Consider the following 25,129-nt stretch of genomic DNA (forward strand, 5'->3'; position numbering starts at 1 on the left):
AAAATGAGATCGAGAAATAAGTTTCCCATTATCTTAATAGCGATCATTTCCTTCTGCTTCCTTACTGGCTTTACAGAGGTAGACTATTACATAGATGTAGCTGAGGATGAAACCACTAAACTGAAGCTTGTCGTTCAGGTGGATAAGAAGTACTCGGAAGCACAAATCCTAGAATATATAGATGAGCACTTTTTTCTGAATTTTGAAGAGAGCGCTTTTACAAAATATGAATATACGTTTGCTGAAGAAAATCAAAGAAGAGTAATGATTGTTGATGTGCACTACGATTACTTTTCTTCAACCTTTGATATTAACCATTTTCATGCCTTCAATATTCTTGGGAATTCAGGAGGCCATACAAGGACCTTTCCTTTTTATAAAAAAGCGGAAATCGAAGCTGTCATGGAGATTCCTGAAGATTCGATTAAAGGAAACGTCAATCATGGTTACATAAATGAAGAAGAGGTGGATGTTCAGGTACACTTATCTCTCCCTTTTACCGTAAAAAATCATAACGGAAGCTACGATGGAAAAGAGATCGTTTGGACGTTGGACCCCGTGAGAAATAATCACCTCCAAGTCACCTATGTTAACAATGAACTTTACAAACCCGTTATTTACGTGGGGGCAGCTGTCCTTTTCATATGGATGATTAGGATCAGAAAAAAGAAGCATATGGACCTTAAGTGAGTTTAAAAGGTCATGAAAATGCTAGAAATGAGATTTGGTATATTCATGGAGGACCATTCTGTCCCCCAAATGAGCGAAATCAGAAAATGAGGGACAGTAAGAGGCTCTTTCTATCCTCGAAAAGCACAAAATCCCAAAATGGAGGATGGAAAGAGTACTTTTCGTACCGTGATAAGAGCAAAATCCCCTTATAACGGATAGAATAGTCTCCTATTCTTCTAACGATTTGTCATTGGACCGGTTTTCCATGTAGGATGGGTATAGTAGAAGGTTAAGAGAGGAAATAGACTCATGGATGACAAATTGGTGTTCGACCCTGCCTGGGAAAAGGCAATTGCGCCACAAGATCGTGAGGCGATCGAAGAGTTGCATCGCAACAATCCAGTCAGAGAAGGAGAACTTCGCTGGACTCCGATACGTGCGGCGCTCAACCATCAAGGCTCGTTGCTCGCAATGGTGTTAATGCAAAATGGCCTATCGGAAAGTTTTACAGCAGATGCAATTGACCTGACATATGCTGAGAAAGAACGAGGGACCATTGCAGAATCCCAATTCAATCTGCCCAACGTCCACGTCCCGCCGGGTGCCTCCATGCCTTGGACATTCGTATTCTCTCAACAGAAATTAACGATGCGTCCATTGCTTCAGGATTGGTTCATCAAGCTATCCGAAAAATCCACCAATTTGAAATTATGAGACATTTTCCCTACTCTTCCATGCTTTATTGTGATAAAATGAGAACGTCATACATATTGAGAAAGGGGAAATAAACCAATGAAAAAGCTTTCATTAACATTCGTTCTTATGTTAGCGTTTACACTTGTTTTGGCAGGATGTAACGAGCTCGGCGGCGGAGACGGAGCAGAAGCTGACCCTGAAGAAGTAAGCATGCTTACAGGTGGGACAGGCGGTACTTACTTCCCACTGGGCGGTGAAATTGCCGAAGTGATGTCCAAGAACTCCGAAAAATCCGTCAGTGCACAAGCATCTGGTGCATCTGTCGAAAACATCCAAACACTACAAGATGGTGACGCGGACCTTGCGTTCACACAAACTGACATCGCTAGCTATGCGGTTGAAGGTAAATTGATGTTTGAAGATTCAGCAGCAGATAATGTTCAAGCGATTGGTACATTATACCCTGAAACGATTCAAATCGTTGTATTGAAAGATAGCGACATCAAGTCTGTTGAAGATTTGAAGGGTAAAAAGGTTTCAATCGGAGACGTAGGTAGTGGAACGGCTGAAAACGCGAAGCAAATTCTTGAAGTTCACGGAATCTCTACGGACGATATCGAGGTACAAAACTTGCCGTTTGATGAGTCTGCAGAATTGCTTCAAGACGGTGATTTAGATGCAGCATTCATCACTTCAGGTGCGCCAACAGGTGCGATTGAAGGACTTGCAGCATTGAAGCCAGTTCGAATTGTACCGATTGAGGATGACAAGGCGAAGGAATTGAGCGAGAAGTATCCGTACTACGCTCAGGATACGATTCCATCTGGAACGTATCAGCTTGAGGAAGAAGTGAACACTGTAGCAGTCCTTGCGATGCTTGTTGCACGTAAAGATTTGAGTGAAGACGCAGTGTACAACTTGACGAAAGCATTTTTTGACAATGTCGGGAATATCAAACACGCAAAAGGTGAGAAGATCAGTGCTGAAAATGCATTGAACGGTGTTGGAATTGATCTTCACCCTGGTGCAGAAAAGTACTATAAAGAAAAAGGCTTGAAATAATAGAATAGAAAAACGGTTTGACCCAAGAAGTGTCTGACTCTCTCCGTATGAAACAACATTTGTAAAACGCGTGTTTTGGACACGGAATGTTGTGCCGGAGGAGTCTGGCACTTTGTTTTTGGGTTTACACTTTACAAAAATACACAGTTTAAGGTGCTCATTATGAAACAGTGGAAAAAATGGAGCTTGCTCATCCTTTTAGTGATTGGGCTTCTATCAATGGGAATGATTCCTTATGGAAAGGTGCTCGCGCTACAACTTGAAAGCAGTGGACAAGTTCTCGTCTACATGGATGTGAATGAGGGTACAGACTTCCGAATCCGTTATACCCACTCGGTTCATCAGACACCTGTAACAGAATTTTATGAGATCAACGAGGTAAACCAGATTGTACAAACGAAACTTGCCTATGAAAACTTTGCAATTGGCATGCCATCGAATGCAACTGGTGAAGAGAAGTTCATAGAAAAAGATGGCATCTATTACATTACGAATATGAATCGCGAGTTCTCACACGTTGATTTACGAACGGGACAGGTCATCGCGAATCATACATTGATGATGGATGATAACGAAATCCCGTTGAAGAATTGGGTCGAGCCAGGATCATGGATTCGCCTAGAGGTTCGACCGATCAGTCTATGGCAACGGCTGAAAGGAGAGGATATTCTTGGATGAAAAAGCAACGAAGAAGGATCAACAACTATCAGAAGAAGAATTAGAACAGCTGATGTCTAAGTTCGATCCAGAAGCTGGTTACCGGAAATTGACCGGAATCCTTGGTTGGATCGTAACCATTGGACTGCTATGCTTTTCTCTTTATCAATTGTATACATCGACGTTGGATCGATTCTCACCACAGATCCATCGTTCGATTCACTTAGGTTTTGCCTTATCATTGGCATTCTTACTATTTCCTGCTTCTAAAAAGAAGAAGCTGAAACAAGCGAAATCACGTTTCCAAATTACATGGCTGGACGGGTTGTTGGCGGCACTTAGTGTCGTTGTCGGATTATATTGGCCATTGTACATGGACGACCTAGTCATGAGGGTTGCGCGATTGACGCCGATGGACTTGATTGTCGGAGCATTAGCGATCTTCCTTGTTTTAGAAGCGACACGAAGGGTCGTCGGACTGCCGATCACCATCATTGCGTCCGTTTTCCTCGCGTATGCTTACCTAGGACCGATCATGCCCGGATTTTTGGCGCATAAGGGGATTGGCATCGACCGGATCATCCGGACGATGTTCTTTACGACCGAAGGGATTCTCGGTACACCGTTGAAAGTATCCTCGACCTTCATCTTCCTGTTCCTCTTGTTTGGAGCGTTTTTAATCAAAACAGGGGTCGGACAATATTTCAACGATCTGGCGGTTGCGATAGCCGGTAAACGGACTGGAGGACCTGCGAAGGTTGCGATATTCTCCAGTGCCTTGCAAGGAACGATTTCTGGAAGCTCGGTCGCAAACGTGGTTACATCCGGTTCCTTCACCATCCCGATGATGAAACGGCTCGGATACCGGAGAGAATTTGCAGGAGCGGTAGAAGCAGCCGCCTCGACAGGAGGTCAGCTTATGCCGCCGATCATGGGGGCAGCGGCCTTCCTGATGGTCGAATTCATCGGTGGCGGCATCACTTATTGGGAAATTGCCAAGGCAGCCGCCATTCCTGCATTGCTGTATTTTGCGGGAATCTGGGTCATGACACATTTCCAGGCGAAGAAAATCGGATTGAAAGGTTTGGATGAAAGTGAGATGCCGAACCGAAAGGAAGTATTGAAGAAAATCTACCTGCTTGCTCCGATTTTCGTTGTTGTCATTTTACTCATGTCTGGAGTGAGTGTCACGAGAGCAGCACTATGGTCCATCGTTTCTGCGATTGTTGTAGGTATGCTTAATAAAGAAACACGTATGGGACCAAAAGATTTTGCAGAAGCGCTTATTAACGGTGCACGTACAGCGATCGGTGTAGCGACAGCAACCGCATGTGCGGGTATCATCGTCGGTGTCGTGACCATTACCGGCTTAGGGCTGAAAATGGCGGGCGGGCTCATCGCACTGTCCAACGACATCTTATTCTTGACGCTGTTGTTCACGATGATTGCATCCCTCATCTTGGGAATGGGATCACCGACCACGGCAAACTACGTCATCACGGCGACGATTGCAGCGCCAGCATTGATGACTTTGAATATTCCAGATCTCTCGGCGCATATGTTCGTGTTCTACTTCGGAATTATTGCGGATATCACGCCACCTGTAGCACTTGCGGCCTTTGCGGCCTCAGGGGTGTCGGGAGGAGAACCGCTGCGGACCGGGGTCAATTCAGCCAAGCTTGCCATTGCAGCCTTCATCATTCCGTATATCTTCGTCTACTCACCTGAGCTGATGATGATTGATACGACCTGGACAGAGGTGCTATGGATCATAGTCACTTCCCTGACCGGTATGATTGCAATCGGAGCTGCGATGATCGGTTATTGGCTGAGAAAAGCACACTGGGCTGAGCGAATCGTCTCCCTCGGAGCTGGAATCATGCTCATCTATCCGGAAGGAAGTACGGACTTGATTGGGTTAGGAGTCTTCATTGCACTGTTTGCTTTACAATATTTCATCAAAGAGAAAAATTCAGAACCACAATCGGCAAGTGCATAAAAAAAGAAAAGGGGATGACAAAAAATGTCATCCCCTTTTCTATATATGATTGACATAGTATACATACAGCGGTATACTTATCTCGAATTCGAGATAATGAAGGAGTTAATGAATATGCAAAATTCATCATTAGAACTCTTCGTCGTACTATCCAGAGCGTATCAATCCATCATGGAGGTCGCTCGAAAAGATATTCAACGATATAACCTGAATGTGACGGAATTTGGTGTGCTTGAATTACTATACCATAAAGGTCCTCATCCTCTACAGAAAATCGGAGGAAAGATTTTATTGGCAAGTGGAAGCATTACGTACGTTGTCGATAAGTTGGAGGAAAAAGGATACTTAGAGAGAAAACCTTGTGAAAACGATCGACGGATTACGTATGCACACCTCACTGAGCAAGGAAAATCCTATATGGAAGAGATCTTTCCACCTCACCATGAAGTCCTTGAGAAAGCGCTAGCTGGCATACCAGAAGAAGAGAAGCGGCAAGCGATTGAAACGTTGAAAAAACTTGGGAAGTACGCCCAGAATTACCAGGCATAATTTTTTTACCTAAATATCTCGAATTCAAGAAGTATGAATACAGGATTTTTGCTTAAAAAGAGATTAAATTACATCAGGTATGGGAACGTATAAAGAGACGAAATTTTGAAAGAGGAGTGATTTTGAATGGCAACGAAAATTTTAATTCCGTATTACAGTGCGTTCGGGCACATCTTACAAATGGCAAAAGCGGTAGCAGATGGCGCAAGTAAAGTAGATGACGTCGAAGTGAAGATCGTGAAGATCAAAGAGTTTGAAGAAGTGAAGCAAGCGATGTCCAACAATGAGTATTATGTAAAAGCACAAGAAATGCAATCGGACATTCCTGAAGCAACGCATGAAGATCTACAGTGGGCAGACGGCATCATCTGGGGCATCCCGACTCGTTACGGCTCTATGCCAGCTCAAATGAAGCAATATCTTGATTCTGCTGGTGGTCTATGGATGAAAGGGGAACTTGAAGGAAAGGCGACAGCTGTATTCACAAGTACAGGTTCCATCCATGGTGGTCAGGAAACGACAGCGGTCACTTCTTTCGTACCACTCATGCACTTCGGGTTGATCTATGTGGGACTTCCGTACGGTGAAAACCCTGAACAGTTGACAGCTGAGGCGGTCGGAGGATCCCCTTATTCTGCATCCACAGTTGCTGGACCAGAAGGTGGCGAACAGCCGAAGGAAGTCGATCTGACAATGGCAGGACGTTTAGGTGCACGTGTTGCGAAAGTAGCCGGCGCATTGAAAACACTACGATAATGTAGGAAACAGGACTGGCCATATAGGGCCGGTCCTTTTTTTGATGTCCTATCTCTAAAATAAAAGGCTTTTTCCTCTCTTCTTAGACAAGTTGAGTTGGAGCGGAAATCAACAACATTTAAAGAAAACTTGGCGAGACCAAGCCTTTTGTAGGGCGAGCCTTAGTTGCCCTTATACTGAAGAAAGTATTTTATACTTTCTTCAATTGCAAGAGCAACAAAGTTTATGAAAACAGATTTTAATATGCTTGAGTCGAATCAGTTGGCGAGCGGTGGCAAACCTTTTACAATAAAAGGATAGAAAGAAGGAGGATGTTCACATGACCTTGAAAATACAAATCTATTCCGATTACGTTTGACCATTCTGCTATTTAGCGGAGGTTCCGCTACAAGAAGCAATGAAAGGGAAAGACGTTGAAGTAGAGTGGAAGCCGTTCGAGTTAAGACCTGAACCCGTTCCACCACTTGATCCGAGCGGAGACTATATACAGAATGCCTGGAAACACTCAGTCAAACCGTTGAGCGAGAAACTCGGCGTCCCGATGAACTTTCCACCTGTCCAACCGAGGACACATCTAGCATTTGAAGGATTCCAATATGCGAAAGAGCAAGGGAAGGCAAACGAATACAACCACCGGATGTTGGTAGCTTTCTTCGTAGAAGGGCAGGATCTCGGCGATGTCGATGTACTTGTGAGGTTGGCTGAGGAAGTCGGACTCGATGCAGACGGATACCGGGAAGCGGTAGAGTCACGAAGGTATAAAGATACCCATAAGGCAGCATTGAATGAAGCAGCTGCTAAGGATATCCGCGCTGTTCCGACGTTCTTCATCGGAGACCGAAAGTTGCAAGGTCTGTATCCCGCCGATCGCCTGACTCAGATCATTGATGCCGAATTAGAAAAACAGGGAACTGCTGAATCGGAAGAAGGACTCTCCTGTGATATAGATGGATGTTAAATTGAAACTACTGAGCTTGGCTCAGTAGTTTTTTCTATAACCATTCCTAAAGTTCTATACCGATTTTCCTATTTCTACTTCACAATCATTCTAAAGTGTCGATATAAAGGGAAATTAATGTGAAGGTCCGTGGGGGAAATTGGTTATGACGATAGCAGCAACAGAACATATTACAACTCTATTGAATGGCACAATCAATGTGGTGAAAACGGTGCTCCCGATGGATTTTACAGTCGGGAAACCGGTCAACGATATAGAGTCGGTCGATGTTCATCAAACTGGGGTTATGATCGGATTGGAAAAAGAAATTAATGGATCGCTCTTGTTTCTCGGATCCCGAGACTTATTTGGCGAATGTGGAAACAAAATGTTCGGTATGCCATTTGAAGGTGAGATGCTTGATTCGTTCATGGGGGAGCTCGGCAATATTCTGGCTGGTAACATTGCAACGCAGTTATCAACTGAGGACATCACCATCGATATTACAACACCGAGGGTCGTCGAATCCGTCTCTATAACGGAAGCTAGAAAGATTCTCTCTGTTCCTATGAAATTTGATGAAGAAGATCTAACGATCATCTTCATCATTGAATAGGTTCATTTCTATAAGATAATAGCCTTCAATAAAAAAACAGACCATTAAGGTCTGTTTTATTTTAACGACTGGACTTGTCTCTTGCGATTACGCCCAATCGGATACTTTTTCTTTATCGGTAACCATCATGATGATGCGTCCTTGGTCCAGCTTGTCCTCATAATGGTTCGCTTCTTCTTGTGAGAATCCCATCTCTTTGAATTTCGCTCTCAGCTCATCGCCTTTTTTATTGAAAATGTTCCCTACTGTACTTTCAAGACCCATTTCCTTTAGACCTACAGTATTTGCATCTGCACTGTCCGCTACACGGTTCGTGCGATCATCGTCGTGAGAAATGACATAGATATCGTCCTTGTACACACCTTTATTTTGCAAATCGTTGATGTCGTTCTTCAGTTCTTCATCATTGACATATTCGCGTACAATCGGTTTTTCCATTTCACTCACTCCTTATATTTGTAAAGTCTAGTATTCTATATATCACGTATCCGCAATCGCTAAACCTTTTCTTCGAGCAAGTGAGGGGAATCACGATCAAGCGGGATCTTTTTCAAAAAATCAGAGAGCAGTTATGATTATAGATAAATAGGGGAATAAGGAAGTAAGGGGACAATATAGAAGGAGGAGATAAGTATGACAGATAGACGATTGAAAGACTGCCCGTCTTCACCAAACTGTGTTTCGTCTCAAACGGATAGTTCCAATCATTATATCTCACCGATTTCATATAATGGATCCTCTCAGCATGCACTTTCAACCTTGGTGAATATATTGAAGAAAATGAAGCGAACCAAGATTGTGGAAGAAGAAGGAGATTACATCCTGGCGGAATGTAAGTCGAAGCTGTTCCGTTTCACAGATGATGTAGAGTTCCTTTTCGATAAGGAACAAAAGGTCATTGAAGTCCGCTCAGCATCACGGATGGGATACTCTGACATGGGCGTGAACCGGAAACGGATTGAGAAAATCAGGCAGCAATTCATCAATGATTTGTAGAAGAACATAGTGAAGAATTGTCGAGTACATGCGTTTTGACGCACTTTGTACTTGGCAATTCTTTTTTTATGGATTTTGTCACCGATATTACGTGCTAACTTGTGTGAATGTGATACCATTTTCTGGTTCGTCAGAGAGATTTTCCGATTACTTTGACCTGACGTGGAAAATGGGAAAGGTTTTTGTAGATAATTTCTTCCATTTCTCACCCAGATTGTGACAAACATTGAGACTAGCTTTACGTATACTTTTACTCATAGACGAATACATTGGTACGTTCCGATTCGAAAAAAGGAGGTGCGTGTTGAGCTTCGGGACATCATACATCAAATTCTAATCTTGTGAGGGAGAAAGGGGTAAGGGTATTATATGATGAGCGATTTGGTTACGTATTGTATGGTGATGTGGTTGGCTATTATTCAAATTGTTCGTATCAAGCACCATGAATGGAACGGATCCAAACGACAGAATGCATATTTCCCTAATCGACCGGTTCAACGTCCATTTAGAATTCTGGAAGTCCTGATGCTCAATCCCAGCGTGAAGATCATTTACCGACTAAAGACGAACGTGCTTTGGGATACATCATAACTACACCGATACGACCGAATGATGAGCTTGTATTAATATAATTGCAATTAAGAAATTCACGAAACACATGCGAGAAAAGCACCTGAACTTTTCATTAACAGGGAGTCCCTTTATAATGAGGTAAGAATGATTCTAAAGGAAGAGGGATTCTCTTGAGTATAAAGTCCAGCATTGTTGTACAGAAAATGATCGACCGCCTTGAAAACATAAAAGAAGAGGTGGATGTAAATGCATCTTCCAGCTCAGTTCGAGATGAACTTACAGCGATTAAAGCTTATTGTGATTTGTTATTGGAGGCCAAGGATGTAAAGCCGTCAACGTACAGAACGGTCGAAAATAAACCGCAGAGTCCTGCGCCTGTCCAGAACTTATCCACTAAGCGTTTAGAAGAAGATGATGACGTGAACGGAGATTCGATCTTTGATTTCTAAAAACTTCATATTGAAAAAATGAATGTTCAAAGAGGATACATTCCTATTTGAGCAACCTGAATATAAGGAAAAAGGGAGCACTCTCAATCCGATCAGCCCCTTTCTATCAAACGGCCTGAGTCAACCGCTTGATAGAGGGAGAGGTGTGATGGAGTTGGAAGAGTCGCTCCCCAATTGAAGTTGGTTTCATTTAGTTTGTATACTCATAAATGCGAGCTTCATGAGGCTGCAGAGTGGTTTCCAGTTCTCTAACCGTTTTTTCCGTGTCCCCGTAGTTACCGATCATTAATTGAGCGCCTTTGCTCTCTTCAGGCAACTCCAAATCATGTGCTTCATCTGAATGGTTGAGCACGACCAACCAGGTCACTCCGTCCAAGCTTCGTGTATACATATAAAGTCTTTCATCGCCTTCAGAAAGGTCTTCATAATTTCCATATACCATCACATCGTTCTCTTTTCGTAGTGAAATGAGTTTTTGATAGTAATAGAAAATGGACGTTGGGTCCTCCAATGCTTGTTCCACATTGATCTCTTTATAGTTCGGATTGACCGGAATCCAAGGTTCTCCATCAGTGAAGCCGGCATGCTTTGTATTGTCCCATTGCACCGGTGTACGTGAGTTGTCTCGGCTGAGTGGCTTCAATTCCTCCAACACTTTCTGAGGATCGCGTCCTTTCCCGACTTCCTCTTCGTATTTGTTTTTCATCGCAATGTCGTGGTAATCCTCAATCGAGTCAAAATCCACACCCGTCATGCCGATCTCTTCACCCTGGAATATATAAGGTGTACCAGGCAGGGTGTGAATCATGGTAGCCAACAGTTTCGCAGACTTCTCACGATACTCACCATCATTCCCGTAACGCGTAACCTGACGGGTATGATCATGATTGTTTAGGAATTGCGAATTCCACCCTTTGCCATACATGCCTTCGTACCAGGTCTTCTGGATCTCCTTGAAACGAAGCATATCCCATGTCGGCATATCGTCGGCGACCTCGAAATGGAAAAGCGTATGAAGCTCATCACGATCTTCTCCAACGTATTTCAAGCCATCTTCAGGTGTGACAAAAGGAATTTCCCCGACCGTCATGATGTCATAATGGCGTAGAACTTTTTCATTCATTTCCTGAAGATACGCATGAATTCCAGGATTATTTCCCAGATAATTAATTTTTTCAGGCTGCTCGGCATCCGGGAACCCTTCTAATTTGGCAAGTAAATTGATGACATCCATCCGGAACCCGTCGATGCCTTTATCGAGCCAGAATTTCATCATATCGAAAATGGCTTCTCTCACTTCAGGATTGCGCCAATTGAGATCCGGCTGCTCAACGGCGAAGGAGTGGAAGTAATACTGACCGGTTTTTTCATCGTATTCCCATGTTGAAGGCGTGAAATAGGAACGCCAGTTGTTCGGTGGTCCACCTTCCGCACTTGGATCCTTCCATATGTACCAATCACGCTTCGGATTCTCTTTTGAAGAACGGGACTCCTGGAACCAAGGGTGCTGATCGGACGTATGGTTCACAACAAGGTCCATGATCAACTTCATGTCTCTCCGGTGGACTTCATTCAACAGGTTTTCCCAATCATCCATCGAGCCGGCCTTATCCATGACAGACTGGTAATCCGAGATATCATAACCGTTATCCTTGTCCGGTGATTCATAGACTGGGTTCAACCAAATCACATCGACACCTAGCTTCTTGATGTAATCCAACTTTTCTATCACGCCACGGATGTCTCCGTATCCGTCACCATCTGTATCAAAAAAGCTTCGCCAATACACTTGATAGACGACCGCTTCTTTCCACCATCTCTTATTCACGACAAGTCAGCCTCCTCATGTTCGAATACTATTCTTAGTCACATTATGCTTTCTATTCCCTTACGTGTAAAGTTCGCAGTCTGAGGGTAAAAATAGGGGATGGAAAGTTTGAATTCGATTGGAGCGAATATCTATGGTTAAAGTGAAAAGTATGGCCGCACTCATCATGATGTTTTTTACAATGTTCCTTCTTGGAGGATTATCGAGTACAAAAGGAATCGTCCTGGACGAAGTCGAGAAAGATATTGGACTTGATCTCAGCCAATTCGGTCTCGTCGTCTTCATCTTCCAATGGGGATTCGTCCTTGCGAGTGTGTTGATCGGTTATTTTACAGATAAAAAAGGCGTCAAACTCATGATGATCATCGGAAGCATCATCATGGGTGCTGGGCTGCTCGGAACGGGAGTTGCGCAAACCATCGCGTTCTTCCTCGGCTTCTATTTGATCGTCGGATTTGGCCTTGGTGCCATGACCGTCGCTTCCAATGCGATCGTGCCAGCCGTCTACCCTGAGAAGCAAGGTGTCATGTTCAATGTTGCCATGGGGGTTTACGGCTTTGGGATGTTCATTTTCCCGATCGTTTTGAAAACGATGTTCGCTAACGAGATTTCCTGGCGATATTTTTACATTGGGATCGCCATATTGCTGATCGGGTTCATCATATATGTCTTCGCTTCCAATGTGCCACAAGGAAAAGTCGACAAAATCGACCTGTCTGCATTTAAAGAGATGCTGAAGCAAGGGCAATTCCTGCTCATCATGGTCTTCCTCATCTTTTACGTGTCAGCAGAAGTGTCGTTCTTGAACTTTTTCCCGAACTATTTAAAAGATCTCTCGCTAGGTGGAGCATCTGAAGCGGCGAAAAACAGCATGGTTGCCACCATCATTTCCGTGTTCTCACTCAGCTTCACAGTTGGCCGACTCGGTGGCGGATGGCTGATTAGTAAACTAGGAGAACGGTGGTTGTTGATTTCCTTCTCCGCACTAGGATTGCTCTTCGTTACGGTGAGTAAAGTGTTCGCTGACGAATGGGTATACTTATTCGGTGTGGCTGGACTGTTTTTCTCTGTGTTGTTCCCGACCGCAACTGCGATCGGTACGAAAATGTCCCGAACAGGTGGCTCAGCACTTGGTTTGGTGTACGTCGCTGCAGGTGTTGGAGGGGCGTTCGCCGGTTGGATCGTCGGTATCGTATCCGAAGCGTTCGGCTCGAGCGCAGGCTTCAACCTACCGATCGTTTTCCTCGGGATATTGCTAGTGATCGCCTTTTTCATCCGTCCGCCTAAGGAAGAGGCTGCATAATCCAAAGCTGGAAAAAGTAGGACGTTGGACACGAACAAAGAACACCCTAAAAGCCTCATGGTCAAAGGGTGTTCGCTTTTTTATACTTAAAAATAAGAACAAACGTTCGCTTTTTAGTTTGTTTTTTGTCCATTTCATTTTGCTTTATAGATAAAGGGAGGGATGCAAAATGAGAGATGCCAAACAGATATTACAGGAATTCCAAAGACAGAAAGATCTCTTGACTGCATTTTTAGATCAGCATGAAAACCAGAAAGAAATGCTCCGGTTCATTCAGTCACCGACATCGGGTCGGTTGAAAGAACTGAATCATCGCTTCCGACAATTCTGTTTTGAATGCAGGTTCATCCACTATATGTCGAAATTCATCTATTTCCAATCGATCAATACGATCCGAAAACTGCGACGCAATCAATTGCACCCGTTGGAGGAAGTGCCAGGAGAAGGCGTTGCCGTATGCGGAGGCGAGCCGGAACAAGGTTTGATCGAGAACGAATTCGGTTGCCCGGTTTTGGCGAGTGCGATTGAAAGACTGACGGATTTACAGCAAAAAGTGATCCATCTACATTATCAAAAAGGCTGGAAACTGAGGCGGATCGCGGAATCGTTTCGGGTGACCCCGCAATCCATCTCCAAAACCCATAGACGTGCCCTTGAGGAAATCAAAAAAAGAATGGAGAGTGAGAAGCATGCTTGAAGGTAGCGTAGTGGGCTGGTTCAATCTCATCTCGAACATCGGTTTCCCTTCAGTAGTCGCACTCTACTTACTCTTTCAACTAGAAAAAAGACTTGTCAGCCTGGAAAGCGCTGTTGAAGATATTGGAGAACATATAGAAGAGAGGAATGAGCAAGATGAGTTTGTACGACGAGGTCCAAAAAGCAAAAAGAAACGATAGGGAAGCGATGGAGAGGATCCTTGAACGGCTCGAGCCGAAAATCAAACACACCGTCCTGTCGATCGAAAAGAAATATCAAGAGGACGTCGAGCAGGAGGTCAAATTACGGGTGATGGAGGCTGTCCGCCGATATGAGGTCGACGATTTACCGTCGTTTGTAGAAATGCTCCAGAAATCTGAGGCAGGACATGCTCTTTTGGAAAAATTGAAAGATGACAATTCCGAGGCACTCTAGTGAAAAGGTTGGCAGAGGCGTTCACGATGATTTAAGATGATGGTAGTTAGGTTAGACAGCTAAAACGCAGTAAGGAGCTTAAATATGTTTAAACTATTCATTCTTCTAGGTGCTTTGAATGCAGGGCTTTCCGTCATACTAGGTGCATTCGGTGCACACGGTCTGGAATCAAAATTATCGGAAAAGATGTTGGACGTATTCAAAACAGGCGTTCAGTATCACATTTTCCACTCACTAGGGTTATTTGTCGTCGCTTTCTTAGCTGATAAGTTCCCGGCATCAGGTATGATTGCCTGGGCAGGCTGGGTCATGCTGATCGGAATCGTCCTGTTTTCCGGAAGCTTGTATGTGCTAAGCATCAGCGGAATTTCGAAGCTTGGCATCATCACGCCATTCGGGGGACTCGCATTCATCATCAGCTGGTTACTCATCGTGTTTGCCATGCTGAAGGTGTGATGCATGAAAGTGAAAGTGTCTGATCAATGAGATCAGACACTTTTTTTGTGCAATGGATTATAAATTCTGGATTTGGATTATAATTCCGAAATTCGGATTATAAATCTGAGTTTTGGATTGTAATTTCCGAATTTAGTCTATAAATCTGAAATCTGGTCTATAATTTCTGAATCTAATCTATAATTTTCATTTTGTATGGGAAATACACCGATTTTTATGGGAAATAACGCAAAACTGAGCTATAATTCTGTTTTGCTATGAAAACAAGCGCAAGATGACATCAAAACGAAGGCGATTCCTCCACATCCAGCCAAAAGAGTGGGAAGAATCGCCTTTTTCTTTACCTCGGTGAATAGTTCACCAATTCATTTTGATTAAAATAGTCGATTTCCTCATCAAACGTCACATAATCGAGATAAACCATTAAGAGAAGATAGCGTTTTCCTGTTTCCGGATCGCTGATGATGATATGGTCACGACCCGCAGCCTCTACGACCCCTTTGAAAATCTTTGCCGGCCACTTCGGATTACCTTCGAACGTCATATAGAAAGTACCCACTTTTCCACGGTTCAGTCGAAGGATATTTTCTATATAGGACTGTTCAATTGGAAGCTGCCCATTCATTTGCGAAGCACCAGGGAATCCGGATGGGAACTGGCCAGGCATTCCACCCATTCCCTGCATACCAGGCATTCCACCCATTCCTGGCATCCCTTGCATACCGGACATACCAGGCATTCCCGGCATTCCTTGCATCATCCCACCTTGGTTTTGGCGATTATTCGGATAGTTCATAACAAACCTCCCCATCTTCAATAGTACTCCCTATTAAACAGGTATACTCGACGCTCGTATAACTTATGACTATGAAAAATGAGGCACACCCCTAATAGGTGTTGTACGCCTCTGGACAATCGGATTCGGTAGGAATATAGAAACAGTGCGATTTGAAACGGCCGGAATTCCACTGGTTGAACCACTGGGCTGGACAGCTTCCGCCAGGCTTGAAAAACCAGAGCGCATTCGAGGCTGGGTGAAATCTCTCTCCAGCAATGGCGCGTTTCGCCAATCTGATCTCACTTGATCGAGCCCGTTGATAGAAATATCCCTTCTGGGTCGCTTCAAATCCACCTGGCGATTGAAAGACCATTCTGGGAATCGTATTGATATCTTTGAAATCGAGACAACGTACTTTGACACGATTGACTCCGACATTGCCGACCATGAGCATGCCCTGTTTTCCTTCTCCTTCTGCCTCAGCGCGCATCAATCTCGCGAGTGTTTTGATGTCCTCCTGGGTCGCCTTGACCACTCCCATGATGTCACCCCCGTGAAGTAGGCTTTCACTTATTATACGTATGACTTCAGTTGGGAAAAAAGAAGGAAGGACGGTATTTGTGTATAAAAAAACAGCCCTCTAAGTGAGGGCCGTTTGATACCTGTATAGGTTGTTACACTGCGAGGAACGAGCTTACTTTTTCCTTCGGCAGGATGTTGCCGACGTAGAAAGAGCCAAACTCGCCGAAGCGTGCACTTACTTCGTCGAAACGCATTTCGTATACGAGCTTTTTGAATTGGAGTACGTCATTTGCGAACAATGTAACGCCCCATTCCCAATCGTCGAAACCGACAGAACCGGTGATGATCTGCTTCACTTTCCCTGCATAACCGCGGCCGATCATGCCGTGGCTGCGCATCATGTCACGACGCTCGTCCATGGAAAGCATGTACCAGTTGTCGTTACCTTCACGACGCTTGTCCATCGGGTAAAAGCAGACGTGGTCCCATTTCGGTAGGGTCGGCTTCAGACGGCCTTGGATCATAGGATCCGTTTCAGGATCGACGTCTTTAGAAGCCATGTAGTTGCTCAATTCTACGACAGATACGTAAGAATACGTCGGAATTGTATATTCAGCGAACGTCGTTTTATTGAAAGCTGTTTCGATTTCGTTCAGTTCTTCCATAGTAGGGCGGAGTAACATCATCATGAAGTCTGCTTTCTGACCGACAATCGTGTAGAATGCATGACTGCCTTTTTGCTGTGCTTCCGTTACTTCCCACTTTTCCAAAAATGTAAGTAGTTCTTGGATGGCATGCTCACGCTCATCACTTGAAAGGGACTTCCAAGCTGTCCAGTTCATCGTGCGGAAATCGTGGAGGCAATACCAGCCATCTAATGTTTTCGCTGCTTCGCTCATCATTAGACACTCCTTTATCCTGTAAACTATTATAACTGTTTTTACACCGCCTCTATCATATCACAAAACCCCTGAAACCTAAAAAAGAGCACCACTTTGGCAGATTTAACAGAGAGGGAGAGCGCAATGAGTACCTAAAAACGGGGAAAACAGAAAATGGAGGACAGGATGGGCTTTCATAAGGAAAGACTCGTCAGTCGACGAGTCTATCATTTTTACATATATGAACGAATGTGGTTTTCGAACATTTGCTTGAGTCTTTGTGGGTCTTCGGCATCCGCACGAGAAATGCTGATCATGGACTTTTGTTCGTCCAAATCCAATGCATCTTCTAAGAATCCGAAAAGGCCTTTACCTCGTTTATCTACTTCAATCAACATCTGAACATGGTTTTGGTCAGGGTAGAGGACAAGTTCAATCTCATCCAACTCACCACGAAACGATCCAGACGAAGGCACGAATTCAAATTCCTGTACAAATGGATGATTGCGTTGCATGTGTCTTTTCACATGAAGACATTGGGACTTTTTCAAGCGGAATCCAAGCTCTTCTACAGTTGAAAAGATGCGGTCTACAAGGTCGTGTGGAACGACATGAATGTAATCATTGTCGGTCGGGTCGACAGCTTGCTTGATATCCAGCGCCGTTTTCAACCAGATCGGTGTCTGTCCAACAGATAATGGGACATCATAAGGAAGTGGGATAGAGAGCGGGATTTCCTTCACTTCATTCGCGGCGATCGTGAACGGTTCAGAAACACGATATTTACCGAGTACGTGTGTTTCAGTAACGGTATTATCATCCATTTCACGAAGATATTCCGTCATTAAATAGATATGGATTTCATCGATATTTTGCTCAACCTTACCACCCTTAATGTGGACGACACCATGGATGTTCCCTCCAGCCTGGAATGTACTACCATCAAGCTTCGTATCAACGACAGCAGAGCCGATTCCTACACTAGCGAGCATGCGGTTTACGAAAGACATCTAATTACCCCTTCCTTTTACAAAATGATATGTTCAAGTTCGACGCGTTACGGGAAAGTACCCTGAAGAACGACATCAAACCTAAATACAGAATGACAAGCATTCCTGTAAATCCATTTTACTCCTTATACGAACGACCCGTCATCAAGTTTCAAAAAAATCAAACAAAACTTAACATAACGAAGCTCTGCAACATGATTAACCCTAAAAGTGGGACCCCGAAGCATATTCCTCAATGCTCCCCCTTTAAAAGTATTTTGAAAGCGTAGCGACTCTTGGGTAGCAAATGAAGAACACAAGTTTACTTGTAGGGCTTCATTTGATCCCTAGGATAGGAGGAGCATTAATGACTGTATAAAGTGTTGAAGAATTAAGAAATTAAAAACTTCTCCAATAAAGCGCTTTCCGAAATTTTTTTGGTTTCGTCCACGGTTAAAAAAGAGTATTGTAGGAAATGAAATAAAGAGTAGGTCTTTTTGACGTTGAACCATACTGGCTAAGAGCCTTGAATATATACGGATTGTAAAAAGGAGGACTTTGACATGGCGAACATGTTCACAGCAATGGAGCAGAAGCTTCAAGCAAACTATCCTTCCATCGTTTTTCCGGAAGGTGAAGACCCACGTATCCTGGAAGCTGCAGCAAGACTTGCAGAAACGAAAATCATCAAACCGATTTTACTAGGAGACGAGGAAGTCATTCGTACTGATCTTACGAATAAAGGCGTAGACCTTGATTATGTAGATGTGGTTTCTCCAGGATCGTACGAAGGCTTTGATGAGCTTGTACGAGCGTTCGTGGAGCGCCGTAAAGGTAAAGTGAGTGAAGAGGAAGCACGGGAAATCCTCATGGATGTGAACTACTTCGGAACGATGCTGGTATACACCGATCAAGCGGCAGGTCTCGTAAGTGGGGCAGTGCATTCAACTGCAGATACAGTGCGTCCGGCTCTGCAGATCATTAAAACGAAAGACGGCATCAAGCGTACGTCAGGTGCATTCTTGATGGTTAAAGAAGATGAGCGTTACATCATGGCCGACTGCGCCATCAACATCAACCCGTCTGCATCCGATCTAGCAGAAATTGCAACGACCAGTGCTGAAACGGCACGCATCTTCGGTATTGATCCGAAAGTCGCTATGCTCAGCTTTTCCACGAAAGGATCGGCAAAGTCGGATGAAACGCAAAAAGTCATCGATGCGGTCAGCTTGTTGAACGAAGCAGGTACAAATTTCCCAGTCGACGGTGAACTTCAGTTTGATGCGGCATTCGTACCAGAAGTTGCTGCGAAAAAAGCACCCGATTCTCCACTGGAAGGGAAAGCGAATGTGTTCGTATTCCCTGGACTTGAAGCTGGAAACATCGGATACAAGATGGTCCAACGATTGGGCGGTTTTGAAGCGATCGGACCTGTACTACAAGGTTTGAACAAGCCGGTCAATGATCTTTCCAGAGGTTGTAATACAGAAGATGTGTACAAGCTCGCATTGATTACAGCCATGCAATCCCTATAAGTCAAAAAAAGCACTGGAGTCATTGCTCCAGTGCTTTATTATTACGATCGACCACTCGTTTCAGATAGAAGTCATATTGATTGATTTCAGTGATGGAAAGGTGAGAGGACAACAGGTCTGCATCCTGCTCCTTCAAGAACAAAAGCACATCCCTCATCAAGTCGCTGACAGTAAGATCCTTACCCACCAACTCAGACAACGATGCCATCACTTCGGGATTGACCTTCGGATAAGTAAACTTCATAGACTCATGACTTTTTGCTTTATCATAAAAATCACGAATCAATGCAGCTCGATCAGCACCAGAGCCTGTTACACAAAGATAAATCTGGACAGCGATACCACCACGTAAACGCCGCTGCGAAATCCCCGCAAACTTTTTCCCATCGATACTCAAATCGAACTTCCCAGGACAATAGGAATCGCTGATTTCTACCACATCAAAGCTCAAACCGTATTTTTCCAGGATCCTGCGTGTCATATAGACCATCGCATCATACCCCTGGTCGATGTCGATCTTGTTCTTCTTTTCCGATAAAATCAAGGACAGGTTCAGAACCCCATGATCCAATACGACAGCCAGCCCGCCAGAATTGCGGACAATCACTTGATACCCTTGAGATTCTAAAAACTTTACCCCTTCGTGCAGTTCAGGTAAGCGACTATCTTGGATGCCAAGGACAACGGTCTTCTGATGGACCCAGGCCCGGACTGTTGGGGGTGAATCCTCAGATCCGATGGAACTGCATAGTGTATCGTCCATCGCAAACGATTGAAGTGCATGGAATGAATCTCCTAGCGTCGTCTGATCGATTATTCTCCATTTCGGTTGTGCTAACAGCTGTTTACTCTTATCTTCCATTGTTCCAAATCTCCTTTAAAACTCAACCGTTCTATTATAGCATGTCCTGTAAATATTCAAATCTACGAATTACGAAGGATGTCGAATTTTCTTTGCATATGTGAGGAGCAGTTTGGGAATATAAAAATGGGGTATGCGCGCATTGCTCGAGAGTGTATAGATTTTGCATAAAAGAATGCGTTTTCTTGTTAGTTTCTAGCAAGGGATATTCTTACAATAGCTTACATATCAGTGCTTTAGCAGGGTGAAAATGTATAAAGATACGAAATGTTTTATATTTACATTTGACAATTTTCCTAAACAATTAGAAAATAATCGATAGACAAATTCAAATCGTAGAATTAATAGGAGGAGAACTATGAAGCTAAGCATACAAATCATCATCGGTTTAGTTGTAGGTATTATTGTCGGACTATTACTTAATATCTTTGCAGCTGACGCTTTTGATGTTCTGGATAAATACATTTTCAGTCCAGTCGGAAAATTATTCTTGAATCTGATCAAGATGCTCGTCGTTCCGATTGTCTTCTTCTCAATTGCGCTTGGAGCTGCTGGTATCGGAGATCCTAAAAAGCTCGGTCGTATCGGTGGAAAGACGATTGGTTATTTCTTGGTGACCACTTCAATCGCACTTGTAATCGCTTTATCATTAGCGACACTCATCCAGCCTGGAGCAGGTGGAGGATTTGATACAGAGCAAGCCAATTTTGAGGAGGATGCTGAAGCACCTCCAGTGGTGGACACGATTCTGAACATCATCCCGACCAACCCGATTGACGCGATGGCGAAAGGGGATATGCTTCAAATCATCGCATTTGCGATCTTCGTAGGATTTGCAGTTGCGGTGTTAGGTGAGAAGACGAAAGCGGTGCATCGTTTACTTGAAGAAGGTAACGAAATTCTGATGTATCTCGTCAATATCGTCATGATCTTAGCTCCTTATGGTGCGTTTGCATTGATTGCTTCTGCAGTCGGAAGCTTCGGACTCGAGGCGCTGCAAGCGATGGGACTATACTTCGGAACCGTCGTACTCGCACTCTTGATTCATGCTGTCTTGACTTACGGAACAGCGGTTTCTACGCTTGGAAAAATGAATCCACTTGCATTCTTCAAAGGCTTTGCGCCAGCAATGTCCGTGGCATTCAGTACGTCCAGCAGTAGTGGTACACTGCCTGTTTCCATGAAAACAGCACAAGAAAACTTGAATGTGCCAAAACAGGTCAGCAGTTTCGTGCAGCCGCTCGGAGCAACGATCAACATGGATGGTACAGCGATCATGCAGGGTGTGGCGACGGTCTTCATCGCGCAAGTTTATGCAATCGATCTATCTATGGCTGACCTCGTAACTGTCGTATTGACAGCAGTTCTTGCGAGTATCGGTACCGCAGGTGTTCCAGGGGTCGGACTGATCATGCTTGCCATGGTATTGAACCAAGTCGGACTTCCAGTCGAAGCGATTGGACTCGTACTTGGTGTCGACCGACTACTTGATATGACACGTACTGCAGTCAACATCACAGGTGATGCATCTTGTGCCGTCATCGTTGCGAAATCAGAAGAAAAGCACGGTGGTCCACAACAACCACAAGCAGATTTGGATATTTAAATGCAGTAAGGAGCTGACTCATTGTTGAGTCAGTTCTTTTTTTGCTGTTTTCGCAAACTTTTATAGTAGTTGATCCCGCTTCAGGTGCTCGCTTTCCACTGGTCGTGCGGTGAGCCAACTCACTTGCACAGGATGTGCTGGCTTCGACGTTCACCACAGGACGTGGTGGGTCTTAGTCGAAGATCCTTTTAAAAAGTGAATGCTCTCCCTGTCCCGCTGTTCTCGCAGGACAAGGAAAGCCTCAGCAGTGTTACATCGCATGAAGAAAATGCAATTTTCATTTTCGAGGAGTCTCGGCAAGTTGAACGGACATGAGATCCGTTATCTGTGTCAAAAACGCTAACTTCGGGGTGCTAACGGACATCTGGTAAGCTATTTTTTGAAAAGCACCTTGTTTTTGATGATTTTGCCGCAAATAAGGTCTCCTATGTCCGTTAAGCTTAGTGAAAACGACTGTTTTATAGAAATAAGGGCCTCAATGTCCGTTAAATTTATGAATCAGTCATGCTTACTCAATTATCCAGGGGCTTTAATAGAATAAGAAGCAAGTTCCATTCTGTATAGACAAAAGACTCGTCAAATAAACGAGTCTTTTTTAATTTTGATTTTGCGCCTCTAAGTGGAATCCTTTACCTAAAGATGACAGCCTTTTTGCTGACCAAAAGATAGGTACTGAATTTCGTCTATTTATCTTGAAAATATTTTTTCCAAGCTGAAACCCTCTGTAGAAGTAATGGAAAGTCTGGCCAAGATTTTTCAAGAGGTTTTTTTCTTCTTTTGAAGAATATATAATTAACTATTGTCGAATCAAAAAACATAATCATTCGTTTTTCGTGGTACTAATAAGCATAGATACTTTTCTGGATACGGATAAAGAAAACTTGGCGATGCCCAGCCTTGGTGAAGGTAGAGCCATAGTTGCACTCATACTTTACACTTGAACTTTTCACCTACCTCGATTCACATCCTTGCTGAAAAGTTTTACATTCGTAAAGTGAGATGAAAGGGGAACTAGCCAGGCAATGAGCTATATGCAGCAACAATTAGACGAAGAAAAGGTATTCAAGGATCCTGTCCATCGGTACATCCACGTACGTGATCGTATCATTTGGGACTTGATCGGAACGAAAGAGTTTCAACGTTTAAGAAGGATCCGACAGCTCGGAACGACTTTCTTGACGTTTCATGGCGCTGAGCATAGCCGATTCAGCCATTCGCTTGGTGTATATGAAATCGTTCGCCGGATTACGGAGATTTTCCAAAACCGACCGCATTGGGATGGAGAAGAGAGGATCCTCTGTTTGACGGCAGCATTGCTCCACGATGTGGGTCATGGCCCTTATTCCCATTCATTTGAAAAAGTGTTCGATCTCGATCATGAAGATTTTACACAAGCCATCATCCTTGGAGATACCGAAGTGAACGAGGTATTGAAAAGGGTAGATGATGATTTTCCTAGAAAAGTGTCTGAAGTCATTGCGAAGACGTACGAGAATAAGCTCGTTGTCAGTATGATTTCCAGTCAGATTGACGCGGACCGCATGGATTATCTGTTAAGGGATGCGTATTTTACAGGTGTGAGTTATGGACAATTCGATATTGAAAGGATTCTCCGGGTGATGCGACCGAAGGAAGATCAGGTTGTCATCAAACAAAGTGGCATGCATGCTGTAGAAGATTACATCATGAGCCGATATCAAATGTATTGGCAAGTCTATTTCCATCCGGTGACGCGAAGTGCCGAGGTCATCCTGTCGAAGATTCTGAACCGTGCGAAGTCCTTGTATGAAGAAGGATACAAGTTCAAACTTGAACCGCTTCATTTCATTTCGTTGTTCAAAGGCGAAGTCAAGCTTGATGATTACATAAAACTGGACGAAGGCATCATTCAATTTTATTTCCAAGCATGGCAAGAAGAAGACGATCCGATTCTTCGGGATTTGTGCGAGCGGTTTTTGAACCGTCGTCTGTTCAAGTATATGGAGTTCAATCCGAATGTCCATATGGAAGATTGGCACAAGCTGTATACGTACTTTGTAAAAGCGGGTATCGACCCGGATTATTACTTGATTGTCGATTCTTCATCCGACTTACCGTATGACTTTTACCGTCCGGGTGAAGAAGAAGAACGGCTTCCGATCCATTTGTTGACGAAAAGAGGAGAGTATCGAGAGCTCTCAAGAGAGTCGACGGTAGTCGAGGCGATTTCAGGTAAGAAACGGACAGATCATAAATTGTATTATCCATCAGACTTAATCGAACAGATAGAAGATCAAGATATAAAGAGAAAGATCAGTGAGATATTAGATTTTTAGGAGGGGATTCAACGTGCTTGAGCATCATGCGCGGTTGATTGCATTGTTCAATTATGCGAGGGAAGTAGTAGGTCGTAAAAAGCTGCAGAAGATGGTCTACATTGCCAAGAAGCTGAAGTTTCCATTCGGGGAGAAGTATCAATTCCATTTCTACGGGCCGTATTCGGAAGAGTTGACGCTTCGAGTCGAAGAACTGTGTAACTTAGGGTTTTTGGAAGAGATGAAGGAGAAAGTGTCGGGATATTACCAATATCGGTACGTGTTGACGGAACAAGGAGAGCAATTCTTGAAGCACTATGATCTGGAGCTTGAGCCGCTTCAATCTTGTGTGACATCGATGAACGAGCAGCCTTCCCGCATCTTGGAACTGATTTCTACCATTCTTTATTTCGACCACTTGGCGAAGGAAGAAATCGTAGAGAAGGTTCAGACCGTCAAACAGAAACAGAAGTATACGACAGAAGAAATTGAAGAAGCGTTCAACTATATCGATGACTTGAAGAAACAAACGGTCGTATCGTAAGAGCAATTGGATAGGCTGAGAAGAAGAGATTTGAAGAAAAACACTCCCACCCCGCGTGGCGAGTGTTTTTTAATTCAAAAGACCTATGGTACCAGGTACTGAAAGAAAGCCCTTGCCCTGCAAGGGTTTCTGATCCGTACCTGGTACTGCCTATTGACACGTGCTATATTTAGTGAGATTCTATAGTGGACAACACAATATATTGATGAATTCGAGTGTCGGGTGCCTCTATCCATGTATTTAGAGGCTTAAAAGGGAATCTGGTGTAAGTCCAGAGCTGTCCCCGCAACTGTAATTGTGGACGAACGGAAGTGACCACTGTATAAGTCAGTCTAGCAATAGGTGCTTATATGGGAAGGTTCCTAGTAGGATGAAGCATAAGTCAGTAGACCTGCCTGCCGCTTGAGTGTTTCAATTCTTCGGGGATTGAGGGTTGAA

At 43.9% G+C, this 25,129-nt stretch carries 27 protein-coding genes and 1 riboswitch; of the genes, 20 read left to right on the forward strand and 7 right to left on the reverse strand.

Annotated features, from left to right (window positions below; all coding sequences use genetic code 11):
- The first annotated feature begins 3 nt into the window (after positions 1-3).
- From ACXQIQ_RS13820 to ACXQIQ_RS13860, 9 genes are all read left to right on the forward strand, one after another.
- The gene (locus ACXQIQ_RS13820) at positions 4-690 is read left to right on the forward strand and encodes an LppM family (lipo)protein (RefSeq protein WP_439301770.1); all 687 of its coding nucleotides are present in this window, start codon (positions 4-6) and stop codon (positions 688-690) included.
- Between the two features lie 291 nt (positions 691-981).
- Positions 982-1,386: an SLAP domain-containing protein gene (locus ACXQIQ_RS13825; RefSeq protein WP_439301769.1), complete on the forward strand. Its 405-nt coding sequence runs from the start codon at positions 982-984 to the stop codon at positions 1,384-1,386.
- A gap of 78 nt (positions 1,387-1,464) precedes the next feature.
- Positions 1,465-2,430, forward strand: a complete 966-nt coding sequence (locus ACXQIQ_RS13830; RefSeq protein ID WP_439301768.1) for a TAXI family TRAP transporter solute-binding subunit — start codon at positions 1,465-1,467, stop codon at positions 2,428-2,430.
- A 162-nt stretch (positions 2,431-2,592) separates the two neighbouring features.
- Positions 2,593-3,108: a DUF1850 domain-containing protein gene (locus ACXQIQ_RS13835; protein WP_439301767.1), complete on the forward strand. Its 516-nt coding sequence runs from the start codon at positions 2,593-2,595 to the stop codon at positions 3,106-3,108.
- Between the two features lie 52 nt (positions 3,109-3,160).
- Positions 3,161-5,086, forward strand: coding sequence for a TRAP transporter permease (locus ACXQIQ_RS13840; RefSeq protein WP_439302023.1), 1,926 nt, complete (start codon positions 3,161-3,163; stop codon positions 5,084-5,086).
- 114 nt (positions 5,087-5,200) lie between these two features.
- The gene (locus ACXQIQ_RS13845; RefSeq protein WP_439301766.1) at positions 5,201-5,635 is read left to right on the forward strand and encodes a MarR family winged helix-turn-helix transcriptional regulator; all 435 of its coding nucleotides are present in this window, start codon (positions 5,201-5,203) and stop codon (positions 5,633-5,635) included.
- Positions 5,636-5,761: 126 nt separating this feature from the next.
- On the forward strand, positions 5,762-6,391 hold the full coding sequence (gene wrbA / locus ACXQIQ_RS13850) for an NAD(P)H:quinone oxidoreductase (RefSeq protein ID WP_439301765.1): 630 nt from the start codon (positions 5,762-5,764) through the stop codon (positions 6,389-6,391).
- Positions 6,392-6,788: 397 nt separating this feature from the next.
- Complete coding sequence (locus tag ACXQIQ_RS13855) at positions 6,789-7,349, forward strand: DsbA family oxidoreductase (RefSeq protein WP_458025579.1); 561 nt, start codon at positions 6,789-6,791, stop codon at positions 7,347-7,349.
- A gap of 145 nt (positions 7,350-7,494) precedes the next feature.
- A complete protein-coding gene (locus ACXQIQ_RS13860) occupies positions 7,495-7,944 on the forward strand; it encodes a chemotaxis protein CheX (RefSeq protein ID WP_439301764.1) in 450 nt (149 codons plus the stop codon).
- 87 nt (positions 7,945-8,031) lie between these two features.
- Here ACXQIQ_RS13860 and ACXQIQ_RS13865 read toward each other — a convergent pair whose 3' ends face one another.
- Positions 8,032-8,382: a general stress protein gene (locus ACXQIQ_RS13865; protein ID WP_439301763.1), complete on the reverse strand. Its 351-nt coding sequence runs from the start codon at positions 8,380-8,382 to the stop codon at positions 8,032-8,034.
- Positions 8,383-8,577: 195 nt separating this feature from the next.
- Here ACXQIQ_RS13865 and ACXQIQ_RS13870 point away from each other — a divergent pair, with 195 nt between their 5' ends.
- A complete protein-coding gene (locus ACXQIQ_RS13870; RefSeq protein WP_439301762.1) occupies positions 8,578-8,940 on the forward strand; it encodes a DUF1499 domain-containing protein in 363 nt (120 codons plus the stop codon).
- Positions 8,941-9,683: 743 nt separating this feature from the next.
- Positions 9,684-9,962 carry a YwdI family protein gene (locus ACXQIQ_RS13875; protein ID WP_439301761.1) on the forward strand — a complete coding sequence of 93 codons (279 nt, stop codon included), beginning with the start codon at positions 9,684-9,686 and terminating at the stop codon, positions 9,960-9,962.
- Positions 9,963-10,152: 190 nt separating this feature from the next.
- Here ACXQIQ_RS13875 and ACXQIQ_RS13880 read toward each other — a convergent pair whose 3' ends face one another.
- Positions 10,153-11,790: a glycoside hydrolase family 13 protein gene (locus ACXQIQ_RS13880; RefSeq protein WP_439301760.1), complete on the reverse strand. Its 1,638-nt coding sequence runs from the start codon at positions 11,788-11,790 to the stop codon at positions 10,153-10,155.
- 133 nt (positions 11,791-11,923) lie between these two features.
- Between ACXQIQ_RS13880 and ACXQIQ_RS13885 the strand changes: the two genes are divergently transcribed.
- The 5 genes from ACXQIQ_RS13885 to ACXQIQ_RS13905 all read left to right on the forward strand — a co-directional run bounded on the left by ACXQIQ_RS13885 (position 11,924) and on the right by ACXQIQ_RS13905 (position 14,680).
- The gene (locus ACXQIQ_RS13885) at positions 11,924-13,093 is read left to right on the forward strand and encodes an MFS transporter (RefSeq protein ID WP_439301759.1); all 1,170 of its coding nucleotides are present in this window, start codon (positions 11,924-11,926) and stop codon (positions 13,091-13,093) included.
- Between the two features lie 169 nt (positions 13,094-13,262).
- Positions 13,263-13,790 carry a sigma-70 family RNA polymerase sigma factor gene (locus ACXQIQ_RS13890; RefSeq protein ID WP_439301758.1) on the forward strand — a complete coding sequence of 176 codons (528 nt, stop codon included), beginning with the start codon at positions 13,263-13,265 and terminating at the stop codon, positions 13,788-13,790.
- Positions 13,783-13,989, forward strand: coding sequence for a YvrJ family protein (locus ACXQIQ_RS13895; RefSeq protein ID WP_439301757.1), 207 nt, complete (start codon positions 13,783-13,785; stop codon positions 13,987-13,989). Before ACXQIQ_RS13890 ends, ACXQIQ_RS13895 begins: the two co-directional genes overlap by 8 nt.
- Positions 13,946-14,224 carry a helix-turn-helix domain-containing protein gene (locus ACXQIQ_RS13900; RefSeq protein WP_439301756.1) on the forward strand — a complete coding sequence of 93 codons (279 nt, stop codon included), beginning with the start codon at positions 13,946-13,948 and terminating at the stop codon, positions 14,222-14,224. The genes ACXQIQ_RS13895 and ACXQIQ_RS13900 overlap by 44 nt, the downstream gene beginning before the upstream one ends.
- An 84-nt stretch (positions 14,225-14,308) precedes the next feature.
- On the forward strand, positions 14,309-14,680 hold the full coding sequence (locus ACXQIQ_RS13905; protein ID WP_439301755.1) for a DUF423 domain-containing protein: 372 nt from the start codon (positions 14,309-14,311) through the stop codon (positions 14,678-14,680).
- A 340-nt stretch (positions 14,681-15,020) separates the two neighbouring features.
- Here ACXQIQ_RS13905 and gerQ read toward each other — a convergent pair whose 3' ends face one another.
- From gerQ to ACXQIQ_RS13925, 4 genes are all read right to left on the reverse strand, one after another.
- Complete coding sequence (gerQ, locus tag ACXQIQ_RS13910) at positions 15,021-15,476, reverse strand: spore coat protein GerQ (RefSeq protein ID WP_439301754.1); 456 nt, start codon at positions 15,474-15,476, stop codon at positions 15,021-15,023.
- Between the two features lie 91 nt (positions 15,477-15,567).
- A complete protein-coding gene (locus ACXQIQ_RS13915; protein WP_439301753.1) occupies positions 15,568-15,999 on the reverse strand; it encodes a cell wall hydrolase in 432 nt (143 codons plus the stop codon).
- 133 nt (positions 16,000-16,132) lie between these two features.
- Positions 16,133-16,879, reverse strand: coding sequence for a hydrogen peroxide-dependent heme synthase (gene hemQ, locus ACXQIQ_RS13920; RefSeq protein ID WP_439301752.1), 747 nt, complete (start codon positions 16,877-16,879; stop codon positions 16,133-16,135).
- Between the two features lie 215 nt (positions 16,880-17,094).
- On the reverse strand, positions 17,095-17,871 hold the full coding sequence (locus ACXQIQ_RS13925; RefSeq protein WP_439301751.1) for a sporulation protein: 777 nt from the start codon (positions 17,869-17,871) through the stop codon (positions 17,095-17,097).
- A gap of 542 nt (positions 17,872-18,413) precedes the next feature.
- Here ACXQIQ_RS13925 and pta point away from each other — a divergent pair.
- A complete protein-coding gene (pta, locus tag ACXQIQ_RS13930) occupies positions 18,414-19,385 on the forward strand; it encodes a phosphate acetyltransferase (RefSeq protein ID WP_439301750.1) in 972 nt (323 codons plus the stop codon).
- A gap of 19 nt (positions 19,386-19,404) precedes the next feature.
- On the opposite strand, the gene ACXQIQ_RS13935 is transcribed toward pta, so the two are convergent.
- Positions 19,405-20,247, reverse strand: a complete 843-nt coding sequence (locus ACXQIQ_RS13935) for a lipoate--protein ligase family protein (RefSeq protein WP_439301749.1) — start codon at positions 20,245-20,247, stop codon at positions 19,405-19,407.
- Positions 20,248-20,605: 358 nt separating this feature from the next.
- On the opposite strand from ACXQIQ_RS13935, the gene ACXQIQ_RS13940 reads away from it, so the two are divergent.
- The 3 genes from ACXQIQ_RS13940 (at position 20,606) to ACXQIQ_RS13950 (ending at position 24,691) form a co-directional block, all read left to right on the forward strand.
- Complete coding sequence (locus tag ACXQIQ_RS13940; RefSeq protein WP_439301748.1) at positions 20,606-21,853, forward strand: dicarboxylate/amino acid:cation symporter; 1,248 nt, start codon at positions 20,606-20,608, stop codon at positions 21,851-21,853.
- 1,022 nt (positions 21,854-22,875) lie between these two features.
- Positions 22,876-24,168 (forward strand): HD domain-containing protein, encoded by a 1,293-nt coding sequence (locus ACXQIQ_RS13945; protein ID WP_439301747.1) that lies wholly within the window; start codon positions 22,876-22,878, stop codon positions 24,166-24,168.
- A gap of 13 nt (positions 24,169-24,181) precedes the next feature.
- The gene (locus tag ACXQIQ_RS13950) at positions 24,182-24,691 is read left to right on the forward strand and encodes a YwgA family protein (RefSeq protein WP_439301746.1); all 510 of its coding nucleotides are present in this window, start codon (positions 24,182-24,184) and stop codon (positions 24,689-24,691) included.
- 203 nt (positions 24,692-24,894) lie between these two features.
- Positions 24,895-25,104: riboswitch (cobalamin riboswitch) on the forward strand.
- Positions 25,105-25,129: the final 25 nt, after the last annotated feature.

The organism is Pseudalkalibacillus sp. Hm43 (assembly GCF_054170705.1).